Here is a 15,484-nt window from a genome sequence, read left to right as displayed (position 1 = left end):
CAGGAAGACATCGACGATGCTAATCAGCCGTGCGCGTGCAAATGAAATACAAGATTCAGATGTCGGCCATAACGTAATTAGCTGGCGCAATGGCCTGACGTGCTGGGGCTGGCGCTCCGTCGGGACGTGGCAGTCATTGGTTGCGTCGGAATCGGCCGCTCAGCACTGACCGCTATCGAGGTAAAACTCCCCGTTCGAAACTGCCCAATTGACCCGGGAGCGTCCGTACAAGATGCCACTCGGCTAAGAGCGCTTCCCGAGAATGTACCAAGGAGTCGATTGCGCGCTCGGGACGATTGCGAGCAGAGTCCACCCCTCCTTGAGCAACTCATTGGCGGACGCCTGGCCAAGCACCTCAATGACTTCGGTAGCTTCGTACATTTGCATGATGTGATTCGGCCTCCTAGAAAATGTTGAGCGGGTAGCTGACGATCAGTCGGTTCTCGTCGTAATCGCTCGCGTTGAAATCTCGTCGGACGCTGGAGTTTCGCCACCGCACGGCCAGATCCTTCAGCTTGCCGCTCTGAACCACGTAACCCAGTTCTGATTCTCGTGCCCATTCCGAACCGTCTTTGACGTTTCTCAATTCCACGTTATCGCCATGCACATACCGCGTCATGAAAGTCAGACCAGGTATCCCGTAGCCGACGAAATTGAGGTCATATCGAACCTGCCAGGATCTTTCGCGAGGATTGTCGAAGGCATGGTTGAAGGTGTTGTTCGCAAGGTAAATGCCGCCGGTCCCGCCGATGCGCATCCACCCGGTGTCACCCGAAACATTTTGCAGCCCGATACTGATCGAGTGCTGAGCGATGTTGAGGCTGAACAGAGCGGAAGCTGTCTGGTTATCCAGCGAGCCTGCCTTTGCAGCCCCCGCATCTTTGCCCCAGAAATAGCCAAGGTTTGAGGTAAACGATATCGCTTGGCTGAGCGGCCATTTCTTGATGAGCCCAAGGTAGTGCTGCTGGTAAATGTCTTCCAACTCCCCCGACCAGAGACGGACAGTCGTATTTTTAGCGGTAGCGCGGTAGTCAGCACCTAGGAATTTGAAGGAGTCTGACTGCGCAGATCCGAATGAGAAATCCTCCATGGAGGAGTCATTTCGAAGGCTGGTCTTGGTGAACTCGCCTGCGTAAAACGACCAGTTCTTGAGCGCTTGCGAAGCGAGCTGAGCGCCGCGGAAAGTCTGCGGCAGCGCCCTGAAGTCGTCTGCGGTGACGATCGGGAAATTAGGCATCCACTCGCCGACCTTTACCTCGGTGCTCGACAGCTTCGCCTTTACCGCAACCCCAAGCCTGCCGAAGCTTCCGGCTGGATCACCATCGCCATCCTTAGGCAACAGCAGCGCACCGTACTCACCTGCGCCCCCGTCGAGCTTCACTGCATACTTACCCAAGACATCCACGCCGAAGCCAATAGTGCCCTGTGTAAATCCTGACTTGAGATCAAAGATAAAACCCTGCGTCCACTCACGGGCATGGCTCTGAGCGACACCAGGTGCAGTGAAATTGCGTTCAAAAAAGAAGTTTCTGAAGGTCAGAGTGGCGCTAGTGTCTTCCACGAACCCTTCAGCCCAAACATGGATAGGCAGAAGCAGAGTAGGAATGACGAGTACGAGGCTTTTGCGATTTGCATTCATGTTCAAGACCGGTCCCCTGTTGTTTTTATTGAAGGGCTTTGTTGGCCTGTCATCGCCGGTTGAGCGGGCGAATGCCGTCCTTCCGGGAAAACGGATCGTTATTCGTGTGTGAAGCAGAATCCGAATCGAAAGATGCCAAGACCCTGATGCGCAGGGCCCTGGCCGGTATTTCAGCTGAAGGCCAGCACCGAAAAGGCTCGGTGCTGGCTTTGGCTTGGGATCAGACCAGGCCAGCGCTGCGCAGAGCGTCAGCGATTTCCTTGTCGGCGCCTTCTGCCAGAGGCAGCAGCGGCGAACGCACGGTGGCGTGATCCAGGATGCCTCGGGCAACCAGGCCGTGTTTCAGAGCCACGGTGCCTTCCATGTGGGAACCGCGGTGGTAGACATTGCGGGTTACCGGCAGCAGCTTGTCGTGGATGGCACGAGCAGCTGGGTAGTCGCGACGCTTACCAGCAGCGATCAGCTCGATCAGCGGCTCAGGGGTCAGGCCGCCGTAGCCAACCAGGGCACCGTCCACGTCGAACATGGTGTGCAGCAGGTATTCGTCATGGCAGGTCAGGATCTGCAGGTCCGGCACTTCACGACGGATTACTGGGATCTCGGTGTCCCAACGGCGCATGTTACGAACACCGTTCTTCATGGCGAAGACGCCGGGCTGCTTGGCGATTTCCAGTTGGGTTTCCAGGTCGTAGGTGGCCTTGGTCACGTCCGGGTACTGGAAGAGGATCAGCGGCAGACCGCTTTCTTCGTAGATGGCCTTGTAGCGGTCCTGGGCGGCGCCTTTCTGGTAGCCGAAGCGCAGCCAGCCGTGGGATGGGTACACCAGACCTGCAGCAGCACCGTTGTCTACAGCGCGTTTGGCTTCCTCAGCGGCGACTTGAGTACCTTCACCGGTGATGCCGGCGATGATTGGCAGGCGGCCGCCAACCGATTCTTTGAAAGCCTGGATGACGCGGCCCTGTTCGGCCTGGGTCAGGAACGTACCTTCACCAGCGTGACCCAAAACGACCAGGCCTTTGACGCCTTCGATGCTGCCCAGCCACGAGCCCAGTTTCTGAATGGCTGCGTAGTCAACTTCGCCGTCACGGGTGAACGGAGTTACTGGAGCAGGAACGAGGCCTTTCAGGTCGATGGTGTTTTTAGTGCTCATTTTTGTTACCTCTGGTTTAGTTAATTTTCGCAACTAACGCATGCGCGGGCGCAAAACACACATTGATGTGTTCTGAGATTGCTGCTAGGTCAGGTACCGCCGCTTGTTATTTCCAGTTAATACTCAAGGCGAAAGTTCTTCCAGAATCCGCCCTTTGGTTTCAATTGCGAACAAAGCTGTGATGATTGCAGTGATCAGCAGTACGACCGCGAAAGTTCCGAATACATACTGAACACCAACACCGGAAACTGTAAAGCCTACAATGATCGGGCCAAGTGCAGAACCCATTCTCAGCCAAGCACTACCGACGCCGGTTCCCAAAGCGCGCAGTCGAGTGGGGTAAAGCTCTGCCGAGTAGAGATAGAGAGAGAAAGTAACTGTTTGAACCAGTGCGTATCCTAGACCTGCCAGGGCCAAAATCTTCAATGGAGCACTTGCACCAGTAGTTGCCAGGATTGCTAATGGGATGGCTGCCAAGAAGAGTGCCCCCATATACCAGCGACGACGGCCGACTTTGTCAATAAGCAATGCGCAAATTACTGCGGCAACTACACCCCCAGCTGAGGTCATAAATCCATAGGCCAAGCTCGTTTCAAGCGGCAAGTTGAAGTGTTGGCGATAAAGGGTTGGCAGCCAGGTAATTAGACCATTGGCGACCATGTAGGAGCCAAACCACATTGCCCAGATCACCAGCGAGCGCTTGAGGTACATGCCCTTGAAAAGCTCTTTCCAGCCCAAACCGTTCTTGTCCGTTTGGATCTGCGGCACTTCAACTGGAGGTTGCAACGTTTTGCCGGCTTTAACCGCGCTATTTTCCAGCCGAGTAACGATTCGATCAGCCTCGTCCAAGCGGCCTTTGGAGGCGAGCCAACGCGGCGATTCGAACAGGAAGAAGCGCAGCGGTATCAGCAGCATGGCGGGGACAACCCCAACGGCGAACATGGCCTGCCAACCGTATATCGGCACCAGGAAGTAACCAATGATGCCGGCTCCGACCAAGCCCAACAGGAACATGACCTCGTAAAGGAGGAAGAATTTTCCTCGTTTCTTAGAGCCGATTAGCTCGTTGATATAAGCACTGGCTACAGGTACCTCTCCTCCCGTGCCGATGCCTTGGATGAACCGGAACGCAATCATCATCGCTGCGCCGGAGGCGAACAGGCAGGCCACGTCCATCGACACGAACAGGAGGATGGTAAAGGTCAGTACCTTCATACGCCCGAGCTTTTCAGCGAGCCAGCCAAAGATCAACGCACCGAACAGCTGGCCCAGATAGCCCGCCGAAAGGATCATGCCGATCTGCGCACCGCTCAAGCTCCACTCCTTGGCCAGCACCGGCATTGCGTAGGCGATCGCAATCACGGTGTATCCATCAAAGAATGTTGCGGCACCGATAATGTTTCGAGCCCAAAAAACCTGCTTGGTGATTGGGAGTCTCTCTAATCTGGCACTTATATTGGCCTGACTTTTCACCTTGTCCGGCAAGGGTTCAGTCTCTACTTGCTGCATCAACATAGCACTACCTTTTATTATTTTTGCGTTTTTCGGGGCGAGCAAAAGCTTGCCGTGGTAAACACAGTGCAATGGCGTAGTTAATCTATAAGCTGATTTAGAATCAGTTCAGATTTATCACGCTATGTAATCAGTTTTTCGAAAACGACCACTTCATAGCCCGGTCCACGACGGCTGCGAAAAACGCCAGGGGCTTTATTAAGTGGAGTGTTGAAAGAGTCGTTTGAGAACAGCGACGAGGGGCGAAGCCGGACAGCGCCGCAAGTACCGAAGCGCCGCGCCTTATGGATAAAGGCGACGATATTGATTTGGGTGCGAATGACAGCTTGCCTCAGATGTGAACTGGGCATAGCACGCGAAAGACATGATCCAATCACGGAGAGACCGAAATTGCCGCAGCTGCCTGGATCTGAGTAGACGGCACGCTTGGAACAGGCATGTTGTTTGAAAATCTGTTTCATCTTTCTTCGCACCTTGTTGTTTTTCGGATTGCGAAAGTTTTTTCTTCTTTTCAAATAGAGTATCACCATCAGTAGGCAGGGCCCATCCTTTTTTGGGCCCTTCAACTGATTTTTTATTCTTTTATGCCATGTCCATTCCCTCTGAAATTCCATTAGCTTTTATGAGCACTTCCTGAATAGCTTCGCGGCGCTCTACGAGCCCCACTCACCGCCTATGGCACCGATCAATCGGGCACTGTGAATCATCAGGTTGGTCTGAACCTTCTGCAGCTCTCGCTGAGCTGCGAGGTCCAAAGTCTGCGCAGTGAGGACCTCCAGGTAGCTGATGGCACCTTCTTTGTAGCGCTGTGTGGCCAGGGTCGTAGCACGCTGCGCTGCGCTCAGCGCGTCACTCTCATCCGATGCTTGCTGCTTCAGGTGATTGAGCATTGCAAGGTTGTCCTCAACCTCGCGAATCGCATTCAGCACGATGCTGCGGTAATGAGCAGAGGCTTCATCAAATTCGGCCACCTTTTGATCTTCCTGCGCTTGCAAGCGGCCGCCTTCGAAAATCGGCAGGTGGATCAACGGGCCCAAGGCCCAATATCGATTGCTGGCTGCTATGAGGCTGCCGCTCCCGGTGGTCTGCCCTCCGATTGAGGCGGTCAGTCCTATATCTGGGTACATTGCGGCCCGCGCTACGCCGATACCGCGATTGGCGGCGTAAACTCGGCGCTCAGCAGCGGAAATATCGGGCCTCTGCTGTAACAAAGCGCTGGGAAGCGTTTTCGGGATGTCGGGCAGCTCAGGCTGCGGATCAGGTAAGGCCAGCTTCAATTGCTCAGCAGTAGACCCAACGAGGGCGGCCACCATGTGGAGCTCTACCGCGCGCAGTCCGAGCGTCTCGTCAAGCTGTGCTTTAGCGTCTGAGAGTTGGTGCTTGGCTCGAACAAGATCGAGCTCTGAGGCGATCGCGCCGCGATAACGGCTCTCGACCAGTTTCAGAGCCTGGCCATAGCTGTTGATCGTCTCGCGAAGAATTTTGCTTTGTGCATCCATGCCCCTCAACCGGAGGTAATGGATGGCCAACTGTGTTTGCAACGAGCGCTGAGCTTCTCGCAGATCCTCGGCTGACGCCTCTGCTTGAGCCTGGGCCATCGAGGCTTCGTTGCGCAGTCGACCCCACAGATCGAGATCCAACGTGCCGGCCAACCCCAACGTATTACTGTTGTAGACGGAAGGCTGACTGGCACCGCGCAGCGGGCGATTGTCAGACTGTCGCTGCCGAAGGGTGGCCACCTCAGCCTCCAGCTGAGGCGCAGACAACCCGGATACACCTGCGGCATACGCCGTGGCGGCTTGGTAATGCGCTAGCGCCGCATGTATGTCCGGGTTCCGCTTGATCAGGAGCGCTTGGAGGTCGCTCAAGGTGGTGTCGTTGAACAAGCCCCAGTCGATTGATTTCGTGGCGTCAGACGGTGAAGCAGATTGCCAACCGGGCTCAAAGTATTGGGCTGGCAAATCGACTATCGGCGCGCTGTATTGGGGTGCAAGCGAACACCCACTGATCAGTACGGCAAGCAATAAAAGCTCAGGCTTTCGGGGCATGGTTAACCACTCCCTCTGCCACTTTGACCTTGTCGCCAGCCCGTAACCCATCTGGCGGGTTATCGATGACCTGCTCTCCAGCCTGAAGGCCTGCGTCCAATTGCAGACTTGTGCCCAGGTCGAGGCCTATGTGCACATCTCGAAGGGCAACGAAACCTGCTTTATTCACCACAGCTACCTGCGGTCCTGCTTTGCGGAAAATCAAACTGGTTGCAGGCACGGCGACGCTGCTTGGCCGACTGCCAACGGGTAACTCAACCTCGGCATATCCCCCTGGGAGAAGCCTGCCATCGGAGTTGCTCACTTTGAACTGCGCCATCAGGGTGCCAGAGCGCTGGTCGATCGAGCCCGCAGTGCTCATCAGTGTTGCATCAAATGCTTCACCTGGACGCTCAGGTACTCGCAATTTGGCTTTGAAATCTGCCGAAAGCGCGGTCGCGTAGCTTTGGGGAATGGGTACAAGCAGTCTTAAATCATGCAACGCGACCATGTGGAACAGCTCAGGGCCGGCAGTGTTATCCGCATGTATCAGCTGGCCAACATCCGTATTACGGGCAGTGACTATCCCGTCGAACGGTGCTCGCAACACCTTGAACTGACCCATTTGCAGGAGACGCTCGTAGTTCGCTTTGGCCCCATCAGCGCGCGCTGAAATAGCGCGGGAGTCCGCCGCTTTCTCATCTGCATCTTGTTGAGACACGGAGTGCTCGACTAACAGTCGCTGCCATCGAGAGGCAGTGATGCGGGCAATCGCTGCTTGGGCGCGAGCTTGCTCCAAGTCGGCCTTCGCTTGGGCAATCTGCTGGTCCAACTCAGGACTATCAATCTCTGCCAGCACGTCCCCTGCACTTACACGCGTACCCAAGTCGGCCGTCCAGCGCTTCAAGTATCCACTGACCCGAGCATGGATAGGCGCATCACTCCAAGGGGCCAATGTGGCAGGTAACCGGAGCGTCTTTTCGGATGAGTCGTTACTCGCAATCACGGTGCTCACAGTCGGCTCAGCGTGTGCAATAGCCCACGCTTCTACCGCATTGGCCTGGTACGCACGAACAGCGAGGCCGCTGCCCACGGCGATCATGACCAAGGCAGCTCCGCCCACAAAGAATTTTTTCGACTGATTCGTCGTGGCGGTTTTATTACGCGACATCCGGGCGTTCTCCAGCATTCATCAAAAGTTCGTTCGAGCCCTTGCGCCCATGGACAAGGCTGAACAGTGTTGGAACAAACAGCAGCGTGGCGCATGTCGCCAAGATCAATCCGCCGACCACAGCGCGGCCCAGCGGAGCGTTTTGTTCGGTGGACAGTGCGGTGGGTAGCATCCCGATGATCATTGCCAGCGCTGTCATGCACACGGGGCGGAAGCGCGTGAAGCCCGCCTCAACAGCGGCTTTCAATGCATCGCCGTGGGCAGCAAGGCGCTCTCTGCAGAAGCTGACAATCAGGATTGAGTTGGCCGTAGCCACACCCATGCACAGAATTGCCCCGGTCAGCGCCGGAACGGAAAGGGTCGTACCCGTCAGGAACAGCATCCAGACAATGCCGGCGAGGCCCGCAGGAAGCGCGGAAATGATCACCACCGGATCGATCCAGGATTGGAAGTTCACAACCGTCAGTAGGTAAATCAGCACGATTGCCCCGACCAATCCAAACATCAGGCCACTGAACGCTTCATCCATGGCCTCGATCTGGCCATGCAGCGAAGCGGAGACGCCTTTGGGACGTATCGATTCGGCACCTTTCAACACGCGTTGGATATCTGTTGCGACGCCACCCAGGTCTCGGTCCTGGACATTGGCATAGAGGTTGAGCGTGGGTCGGATGTTGTAGTGGCTGATAACTGCCGGACTCGACTCGCGAGTGATGGTGGCCAGGTTGCCCAGCATCTGCGTACGCCCATCGGCTCCGGTGATGGGAAGCGCCTCCAGTTTGCTGAGGTCATCCATACGGTATTGCGGGGCAGCCGCCACCAGGCCATACGAAACCCCAGACTTGGGATCGAGCCAGAACGCCGGCGCAATCTGTGAGCTGCCTGCCAGGGACGATGTCATGCTGCTGGTAACGTCGGCTTCGGTGATACCCAGCGGCGAAGCTTTCAAGCGGTCCACGCTGACCTTGAAGGTCGGGTAGCCGGTCGGTTGCTGCAGCCTGAGGTCAGCAATCCCGGGGATCAACCGAAGCCGCTTCATCAGCGCTGCAGCAAATGCGCGGTTGGCTTCGTCATTGGGCCCCGAGATCTGCACGTCCAGCGGTGCAGGGGAGCCGAAGTTGAGAATTTGACTGCTTACGTCGGCCGGCAGGAAGGAGAATGTGGTGCCCGGGAACTCGACAGGTAATTGCTCGCGCAGCGCTTTCACGTATGAAGCAGTAGCCGCATGCCCCGCTTTCAGCTCGATCTGAATGTCACCGTCATGAGGTCCAGTGGTGCCGGTGTTGTTGTAGGCCATGTTGATACCCGACGCCGGGATACCAATGTTGTCCATGAGGGTTGCGAGCTGGTTGCCAGGAATGACCTTACGAATCGAGTCCTCGATCCTGTCGAACATCGCGGCGCTTTCTTCGATCCGAGTACCGAGAGGCAGGCGAACATGCAATGCGATTGCGCCGCCGTCCACTGCCGGAAAGAAATCCTTGCCGAGCGTTGGCACCAGCAGGAACGAGGCGAGTACGCAGCCCAGGAAAGAGCCGAGGAACACTCGACGCCGTGCAAGGGCGAAGCGCAGCACATCAAGATATTGGTCCCGGATGGCGGAGAACCGTTTTTCGAATCCTTGCTGGAACGCTACAAGCCCCTTGGTCAAATGGCCGCGGGGGTGATCACCTTCGTGGTGGTTCAGGTACGGTTCTTCAGGGTGGCGACCTTCGCCCGACTCGACCTGATGGGGTTTGAGCAGGAAGAGCGCCATAGTCGGCACCAGTGTCCGTGAGAGCAGGAACGATGAGCCCATCGCGAAGATGACCGCGAGCGCCATGGGACGGAACAGGTAGCCGGCAATACCGTTTAGCAAGAACATCGGTACGAACACGATGCAGATACAGAGCAGCGATACGAATGCAGGCCCTACGATCTGACGAGCACCATCGAGGATGGCGTCCCTGACTGCCTTGCCTTGTTCCAAATGCCAGTTGATGTTCTCAATGGTGACCGTCGCATCGTCGACCAGAATCCCGACCGCAAGCGCCAATCCGCCCAGGGTCATGACGTTCAAGGTTTGTCCGGTGACCGACAGTAGCGCGATCGCCGAGAGAATGGCCAACGGAATGGAAGACGCGATGATCACAGTGCTTCGCCAGCTGCCCAAGAACAGCAGGATCATCAAGCTGGTGAGCACGGCCGCGATAATGCCCTCGTGAGCCACGCTTTCTACCGAGGCCTTCACGAATACCGAAGCATCAGCGAGTAACGACGTTTTCAGCGAGTCTGGAAGAACCTCGTACATCGCTGGGAAGGCTTCACGGATCTGCTGAACGATCGAAAGGGTCGAAACCGCGCCATTCTTCAGCGCTGGCATCAGTACCGCACGGCGTCCATCTACACGCACGATGTTGGTCTGCGGCGACGAACCGTCACGCACGTGAGCGACCTGGCCCAGCGTGATGGTTACACCATTCACCGTCTTCACCGGCAACTGGTTCAGTGCCTCAACTGCTACCGGGCTGTTGTTCAACAACACGGTGTACTCCGAGCGGTCAAGTTTGAGCGTTCCCACCGGAATGATCTGGTTCTGGGCAGACAGTGCTTTGCCAACGTCCTGGGCGGAGAGGCCTTTGGCCGCCAACGCCTGAGGGTCCAGATCAAGCGTGATCTGCCGCTGTTTCCCGCCATAGGGGAAAGGCATGGCCAAGCCTTCGATACTGGAGAGCTGTGGACGGATGCTGTTGAGAGCCAGATCTCGAATCTTTGCTTCAGACAGCGAACTGCTGGAGAACGCCATCTGCAAAATCGGAACAGTGGAAGCTTTGTAGTTCAAGATCATCGGCGGGGTGATGCCAGGAGGCATTTGTTTCAACACCGTCTGGGATATCGCTGTGACCTGGGCATTGGCCGTGCGGATGTCCACCCCGGATTGGAAGAAGATTTTGACGATCCCCATCCCAGGCAGCGACTGCGATTCGATGTGCTGGATATCGTTAACGGTTGTGCCAAGCGCACGCTCGTAGGTGTAGATCACCCTACCGGCCATGTCATTCGGCGAAAGCCCGTTGTACTGCCATACAACCGCGATTACCGGGATATCGATGTCGGGGAACACGTCAGTGGGCGTGCGCAAGGCAGCGAGCGGACCGACGATACAGATGAGGATGGCAAGGACTGCAAAGGTGTAAGGCTTGTGCAGCGCCGTCTTGACTAGGCCAAGCATAAAGACTCCAACGGTGATGCAGGCGGCAGCGGCATCGCCGCCGGGTGCGCAAGAACAGGTGCGCTAAACGAATGCTCGAAGAGGTTCAAAAGGCTGCCAATCAGCGGTTGGTACACACGTCAGCCAGGCGGCGATAGGAAACGGTCTTCACCGCGCCCTGAGAATCCTCGTAGGTCATGGTGGCCTCCACGACCTTGCAAACCGCAGGGTTCGGCTCGTTCAGCTTGATGACCTTCGCAACATCCAAGGTTTTACCGTACTCGTACGGAGAAGGGTCCGCGTTGGCGGTGACCGACAGGGCGCTTGCGGAGCAAACCAGACAGAACAGGACGGCGTTTTTGAACTTGCTCATCTCAGGGCTCTCGTTTGTGTGATCGAGCCTGAATCCTAAGTCCCGAGGGGCGTGAAAAGTTTGTCCCTTGTGGGACGGATTGTGTGTTTTATGCATCTGAAATCTCACAAACCTGTCAGAAATGTATCAGCTTTGTATCAGGCCAATTTGTGCAGCCCTTTTCAAAATGCCGTCTGTACCTTAGGCTGAAAGGACTCGACTACATCAGATGGTTTACAAATGAGTTCCAGCCAGCACATTGCAATCGTTGATGACTATCCAGACATCCGCGAACTAGTTGCACAATACCTGTCCCAAGAAGGCTATCGTGTGACAGCTGTAGCTGATGGCAACGCACTCAGGGATCTGCTTGATAAAGATACCCCTGACTTAATCATTCTTGATGTCATGATGCCCGGCGAAGACGGATTAAGTCTGTGCAGGCACATCCGCTCTCGCTCTAATACACCAGTACTTTTTTTGAGTGCCCGCACAGAAGATCTGGACGTAATCCTCGGACTTGAGATGGGGGGCGATGACTATCTCAAAAAGCCCTTCAACCCCCGTGAATTGCTGGCTCGCGTCAAAGCTTTGCTACGTCGGTCCACGTCAGCAAGCGAGGGTGCTTCCAGCTTGGTAGAGGGGTCGATCCGCTTCGGCGATTGGATGTTGAACTGCAAACTAAGGGAGTTATTAGGAGCTGACGGTGTATCGGTTTCATTGAGTGGGACCGAGTTCAGGCTACTGGCTGCATTATTAGAAAAGCCAGGTGAAATCGTCACGCGCGATGACCTCCTTAATAAAGTCTCAGGCCGTGCTAGCGAACCCTTTGACCGGAGTATCGATAACCAAATCAGCCGGCTTCGCAGAAAGATTGAGCCAGACCCAAAAAACCCGATTTATATTAGAACTCATTGGGGCGGCGGCTACGCATTTGTGCACCCGGTTTCCAAATCAACATGAAACTACGAAACCCCAATTTAGCCGCAAGATTCATCGGGCTTATGTTATTAGCGCTGATAGCCTCCCAAGCGCTGACGCTCAGTATTTTTTGGGACGAGCGAGCGGGTGCGCTTAGGGAGGTGGCGAAGTCTGACTTTCTGAGTCGAACCTCATCCTTGGCATCACTCCTGGACCGAATGCCCGTGGATGAACGCCAAATGACGCTCCAGGTCAGCAGCACCGCTTACGAACGGTTCTGGCTCTTTCCAGCCTCACCGAGCCAACCCTCGGAGTGGTGGAAGTTCGCTCGTAGGCATTTGCTTGAACCTTTGAGCCATGGGCAGCCACAGGGAAGCATCCCTCTGCAGTTCCGAAGCGAAGACGAGGTCCCACCGGCAACGATTGATGCGACAGCTGCTTGGTCTGTGCCGAGCGAAGATCTGTGGCCCTCCACTCGAACGGCTAGGTTCATCTACTTGCCGCAGCTCAATGTCATGGGGCTGGCCACCCCGCTGAATGATGGAACGTGGTTACATGCCGCTTACGCCAAGCCAGTGACGGACTCTCCGTTTAGTCGCCGAGCATTGGTATCCCTGGGTATCACCGCAGTGGCCCTCACTTTGATTGCCGTGTTGATCGCCAGGGGTATCAGCCAGCCCCTGCGAGATTTAGCACGTGCTGCCCAGCGATTGGGCCGAGGCCATTCAGGCACGGAGTTGCGCGAGCATGGGCCTGAAGATATCCGTCGCACCGCCCAAGCCTTCAACCAGATGCAACGCAGAATTCAGCGCTTTGTCGATGATCGTACGCGCATGTTGGCTGCGGTGGGCCACGACCTTAGAACTCCGTTGACCTCGCTCAGGCTGCGTGTTGAGTTCATTCAGGATCCTGAAGTACAGCGCAAGATGCTTGCGACCCTGGACGAGATTACGGCTATCACTGAAGCCGCAATTGGTTACGGCCGTGACAATGCTGTGACCGAGCCAACCAGGACCATGGACATCGGGACTTTGGTCGAAAGCTTGTGCGAAGACATGGTCGCCTTGGGAATGGCCGTGTCTTTCTCCTGCAACTCAAAAGTCATTTTGGAATGCCGGCCTGACGCTCTACGGCGAGCGATCCGTAATCTCATCGAGAATGCTGTGAGATACGGCGAGTGCGCAGATGTGCGCGTCTACAGTGCGGATAAGCAGGTCCACATTTCGGTGACGGACAGAGGAAATGGTATTCCTGATTCAGAGCTTGAAGCTGTTTTTACCCCGTTCTACCGCTTGGAACACTCCAGAAACCGCAATACTGGCGGGGTCGGCCTGGGCCTCTCCATCGTACGCACCATAGCCCGTCAGCATGGCGGCGAGGTCACCCTAATCAATCACGATGGAGGGTTGGATGCCATCATTTCGCTCCCTGAAAACTAGGTAAGCGGCAGAAATCTAAGGTGGGATGAGGCAGCGCCTGGTGCTATTCTTCTTTAACGAATTTTTTCGCATTCCGAAAACAAGAATTACACCAGGTGGATAGCGCGCATGGCTCCTAGAACCTCAACAAAAAGCGAAACGACCGCCGCTGACGAAGATAAAAATCAGCGCAGCACTGTGCAGTCTCTTGCCAAAGGATTTCGAGTCCTGGAGGCCTTCACAGCGGAAAGCGACGAGCTGACCCTGAGCCAGATCGCTGCCAAGGCTGAGCTCGACCCAGGCACGACCTATCGCATGCTGAATACGTTGGTGGACCTCGGCTATGTTTCTCGAATTCCTGAGAGCAAGCGATTCTCCCTCACACTCAAAATCCTCAACCTGGGCTTCCATGCCATTGCTCACACGGACCTGCGCAGTCTGGTTCGCCCTGTGCTGAGGGGGCTGGTCAGTGAAACCAGTGAAGCCGCAAGCTTCGCCGTGCTGCAAGGCACAGACGTTCTGTACCTAGAACGTGTCAGGGCAGGTATCACTCGGCTTGGAGTGGATATTCGTATTGGCACAACGGTGCCGGCTTGCCAGACCGCGATTGGCCAATCAATCCTCGCGTTCCTTCCTGATCACGAAGTTGAGCGCATCCAGGAGCTTTCCTCGTCCACGTCCTTCATGAGCAAATCCCTCTCACGGCCGTTGTCCGAGGTGTTGGAGCAGATTCGTAAGGATGGGTACATCATCACCGACTCGCTGTTCGCCGAGGGTCTGCGCATCCTCGCCGTTCCAGTCCTTGATATCGACGGCTACCCAGTTGGCGCCATCAGTATCGCAGCGCCGGCAGTGCGGTGCACCACAGAGGAGCTTGAACATCGAGCGCTGTCCGTGACCCTTACCGCGGCGAAGAATATCGGGCGAGCACTACAAGCGAACGGAAGCATCAATTCCAGCCTGTAACCGTCAAACGATACCCGTTATAGGTTGAGCCGATTCTCACTTGGAGCGGGGTCTGGGCCAGTACCTGCACAGTGGGCGGCTGACGGAGATGCTGGAGGAATATCAGACGCCACCCGCGGATACTCACGTCGTATATCCCAGGACAGCTTGAATCTGTTTCCCAAGCTGTCGTTCTTCATCGACATCCTCCGCACTATTTTCAGGAAGCACGCCGTTCAGGCGACAGTTTAAAGCGTGGCAGCGAGGACAACCGAACATCGCACAACCGTTCGATAAACGCACAAATTCCACTTCTCCCTCTCCCCTTCTTACCCAGTCTTGCGGCACGCTAGAGCCACATCAGCAAAACAACGCCAATCGCTGAGTGGCCACCATTCCCCGCACTGCTCAGCGGTTGATCAGATCAACCCAACTCCAGGAATAACCAGGAGCTCGCTGTGATCAATAAAACGTTTGAGTCCGTCGCCAGCGCGGTAGAAGGCATCATCGACGGTTCGACCATCATGGTCGGTGGCTTTGGTACGGCAGGCATGCCGTCCGAGCTCATCGACGGGCTCATCGCCACTCGTGCCCGCGACCTGACTATCATCAGCAACAATGCCGGCAACGGCGAGATTGGTCTGGCCGCCCTGCTTAAGGCGGGCCACGTGCGCAAGGTGGTCTGCTCGTTCCCGCGTCAGTCCGACTCCTACGTGTTCGACGAACTGTACCGCGCCGGCAAGATCGAACTGGAGGTGGTGCCGCAAGGCAACCTGGCCGAGCGCATCCGCGCAGCAGGTTCGGGCATCGGTGCGTTCTTCTCGCCGACCGGCTACGGCACCCTGCTGGCCGAAGGTAAGGAAACCCGTGAAATCGACGGCCGCATGTACGTGCTGGAAATGCCGCTGCACGCCGACTTCGCACTGATCAAGGCGCACAAGGGCGACCGTTGGGGCAACCTGACCTACCGCAAGGCCGCCCGTAACTTCGGCCCGATCATGGCCATGGCCGCCAAGACCGCCATCGCCCAGGTCGACCAGGTTGTCGAACTTGGTGAACTGGACCCGGAACACATTATCACCCCCGGTATCTTCGTCCAGCGCGTGGTTGCCGTTAGCGGTGCTGCCACTTCTTCGATTGCCAAAGCTGTCTGAGGCCT

At 56.2% G+C, this 15,484-nt stretch carries 12 protein-coding genes; 4 read left to right on the top strand and 8 right to left on the bottom strand.

Features of this window, described 5'->3' with window-relative positions; all coding sequences use genetic code 11:
• Positions 1-403 precede the first annotated feature (403 nt).
• From ACIPIJ_RS09225 to ACIPIJ_RS09190, 8 genes are all read right to left on the bottom strand, one after another.
• A complete protein-coding gene (locus tag ACIPIJ_RS09225) occupies positions 404-1,639 on the bottom strand; it encodes an OprD family porin (RefSeq protein ID WP_401075752.1) in 1,236 nt (411 codons plus the stop codon).
• 220 nt (positions 1,640-1,859) lie between these two features.
• A complete protein-coding gene (locus tag ACIPIJ_RS09220; RefSeq protein ID WP_196135580.1) occupies positions 1,860-2,789 on the bottom strand; it encodes a dihydrodipicolinate synthase family protein in 930 nt (309 codons plus the stop codon).
• Positions 2,790-2,912: 123 nt separating this feature from the next.
• Positions 2,913-4,304, bottom strand: coding sequence for an MFS transporter (locus ACIPIJ_RS09215; RefSeq protein ID WP_401075203.1), 1,392 nt, complete (start codon positions 4,302-4,304; stop codon positions 2,913-2,915).
• Positions 4,305-4,423: 119 nt separating this feature from the next.
• Positions 4,424-4,762: a hypothetical protein gene (locus ACIPIJ_RS09210; protein ID WP_401075200.1), complete on the bottom strand. Its 339-nt coding sequence runs from the start codon at positions 4,760-4,762 to the stop codon at positions 4,424-4,426.
• A gap of 192 nt (positions 4,763-4,954) precedes the next feature.
• Positions 4,955-6,349: an efflux transporter outer membrane subunit gene (locus ACIPIJ_RS09205; protein ID WP_401075197.1), complete on the bottom strand. Its 1,395-nt coding sequence runs from the start codon at positions 6,347-6,349 to the stop codon at positions 4,955-4,957.
• The gene (locus ACIPIJ_RS09200; protein WP_401075749.1) at positions 6,333-7,499 is read right to left on the bottom strand and encodes an efflux RND transporter periplasmic adaptor subunit; all 1,167 of its coding nucleotides are present in this window, start codon (positions 7,497-7,499) and stop codon (positions 6,333-6,335) included. The genes ACIPIJ_RS09205 and ACIPIJ_RS09200 overlap by 17 nt, the downstream gene beginning before the upstream one ends.
• Positions 7,489-10,710, bottom strand: a complete 3,222-nt coding sequence (locus ACIPIJ_RS09195) for an efflux RND transporter permease subunit (RefSeq protein ID WP_401075194.1) — start codon at positions 10,708-10,710, stop codon at positions 7,489-7,491. The genes ACIPIJ_RS09200 and ACIPIJ_RS09195 overlap by 11 nt, the downstream gene beginning before the upstream one ends.
• Before the next feature lie 100 nt (positions 10,711-10,810).
• A complete protein-coding gene (locus ACIPIJ_RS09190) occupies positions 10,811-11,062 on the bottom strand; it encodes a DUF2790 domain-containing protein (protein ID WP_401075191.1) in 252 nt (83 codons plus the stop codon).
• Positions 11,063-11,281: 219 nt separating this feature from the next.
• On the opposite strand from ACIPIJ_RS09190, the gene ACIPIJ_RS09185 reads away from it, so the two are divergent.
• The 4 genes from ACIPIJ_RS09185 to ACIPIJ_RS09170 all read left to right on the top strand — a co-directional run bounded on the left by ACIPIJ_RS09185 (position 11,282) and on the right by ACIPIJ_RS09170 (position 15,479).
• On the top strand, positions 11,282-12,004 hold the full coding sequence (locus ACIPIJ_RS09185) for a response regulator (RefSeq protein ID WP_401075189.1): 723 nt from the start codon (positions 11,282-11,284) through the stop codon (positions 12,002-12,004).
• A 455-nt stretch (positions 12,005-12,459) separates the two neighbouring features.
• On the top strand, positions 12,460-13,401 hold the full coding sequence (locus ACIPIJ_RS09180; RefSeq protein WP_401075187.1) for an ATP-binding protein: 942 nt from the start codon (positions 12,460-12,462) through the stop codon (positions 13,399-13,401).
• A gap of 108 nt (positions 13,402-13,509) precedes the next feature.
• Positions 13,510-14,346 (top strand): IclR family transcriptional regulator, encoded by an 837-nt coding sequence (locus tag ACIPIJ_RS09175; RefSeq protein ID WP_401075184.1) that lies wholly within the window; start codon positions 13,510-13,512, stop codon positions 14,344-14,346.
• Between the two features lie 437 nt (positions 14,347-14,783).
• Positions 14,784-15,479: a 3-oxoacid CoA-transferase subunit A gene (locus tag ACIPIJ_RS09170; protein WP_401075181.1), complete on the top strand. Its 696-nt coding sequence runs from the start codon at positions 14,784-14,786 to the stop codon at positions 15,477-15,479.
• Positions 15,480-15,484: the final 5 nt, after the last annotated feature.

Origin of the sequence: Pseudomonas sp. NPDC087185, assembly GCF_044744955.1 — a bacterium.
Classification (GTDB): domain Bacteria; phylum Pseudomonadota; class Gammaproteobacteria; order Pseudomonadales; family Pseudomonadaceae; genus Aquipseudomonas.
Note: the sequence above shows the minus strand (reverse complement) of the source record. Positions and strands in the feature narration are given on the sequence as shown.

Bases quoted from the DNA above. Each gene is read 5' to 3' on its own strand.
- ACIPIJ_RS09215 (WP_401075203.1), bottom strand. From the start codon at position 4,304: ATGTTGATGCAGCAAGTAGAGACTGAACCCTTGCCGGACAAGGTGAAA.
- ACIPIJ_RS09210 (WP_401075200.1), bottom strand. From the start codon at position 4,762: ATGAAACAGATTTTCAAACAACATGCCTGTTCCAAGCGTGCCGTCTAC.
- ACIPIJ_RS09175 (WP_401075184.1), top strand. From the start codon at position 13,510: ATGGCTCCTAGAACCTCAACAAAAAGCGAAACGACCGCCGCTGACGAA.
- ACIPIJ_RS09185 (WP_401075189.1), top strand. From the start codon at position 11,282: ATGAGTTCCAGCCAGCACATTGCAATCGTTGATGACTATCCAGACATC.
- ACIPIJ_RS09205 (WP_401075197.1), bottom strand. From the start codon at position 6,349: ATGCCCCGAAAGCCTGAGCTTTTATTGCTTGCCGTACTGATCAGTGGG.
- ACIPIJ_RS09190 (WP_401075191.1), bottom strand. From the start codon at position 11,062: ATGAGCAAGTTCAAAAACGCCGTCCTGTTCTGTCTGGTTTGCTCCGCA.
- ACIPIJ_RS09225 (WP_401075752.1), bottom strand. From the start codon at position 1,639: ATGAATGCAAATCGCAAAAGCCTCGTACTCGTCATTCCTACTCTGCTT.
- ACIPIJ_RS09220 (WP_196135580.1), bottom strand. From the start codon at position 2,789: ATGAGCACTAAAAACACCATCGACCTGAAAGGCCTCGTTCCTGCTCCA.
- ACIPIJ_RS09200 (WP_401075749.1), bottom strand. From the start codon at position 7,499: ATGTCGCGTAATAAAACCGCCACGACGAATCAGTCGAAAAAATTCTTT.
- ACIPIJ_RS09195 (WP_401075194.1), bottom strand. From the start codon at position 10,710: ATGCTTGGCCTAGTCAAGACGGCGCTGCACAAGCCTTACACCTTTGCA.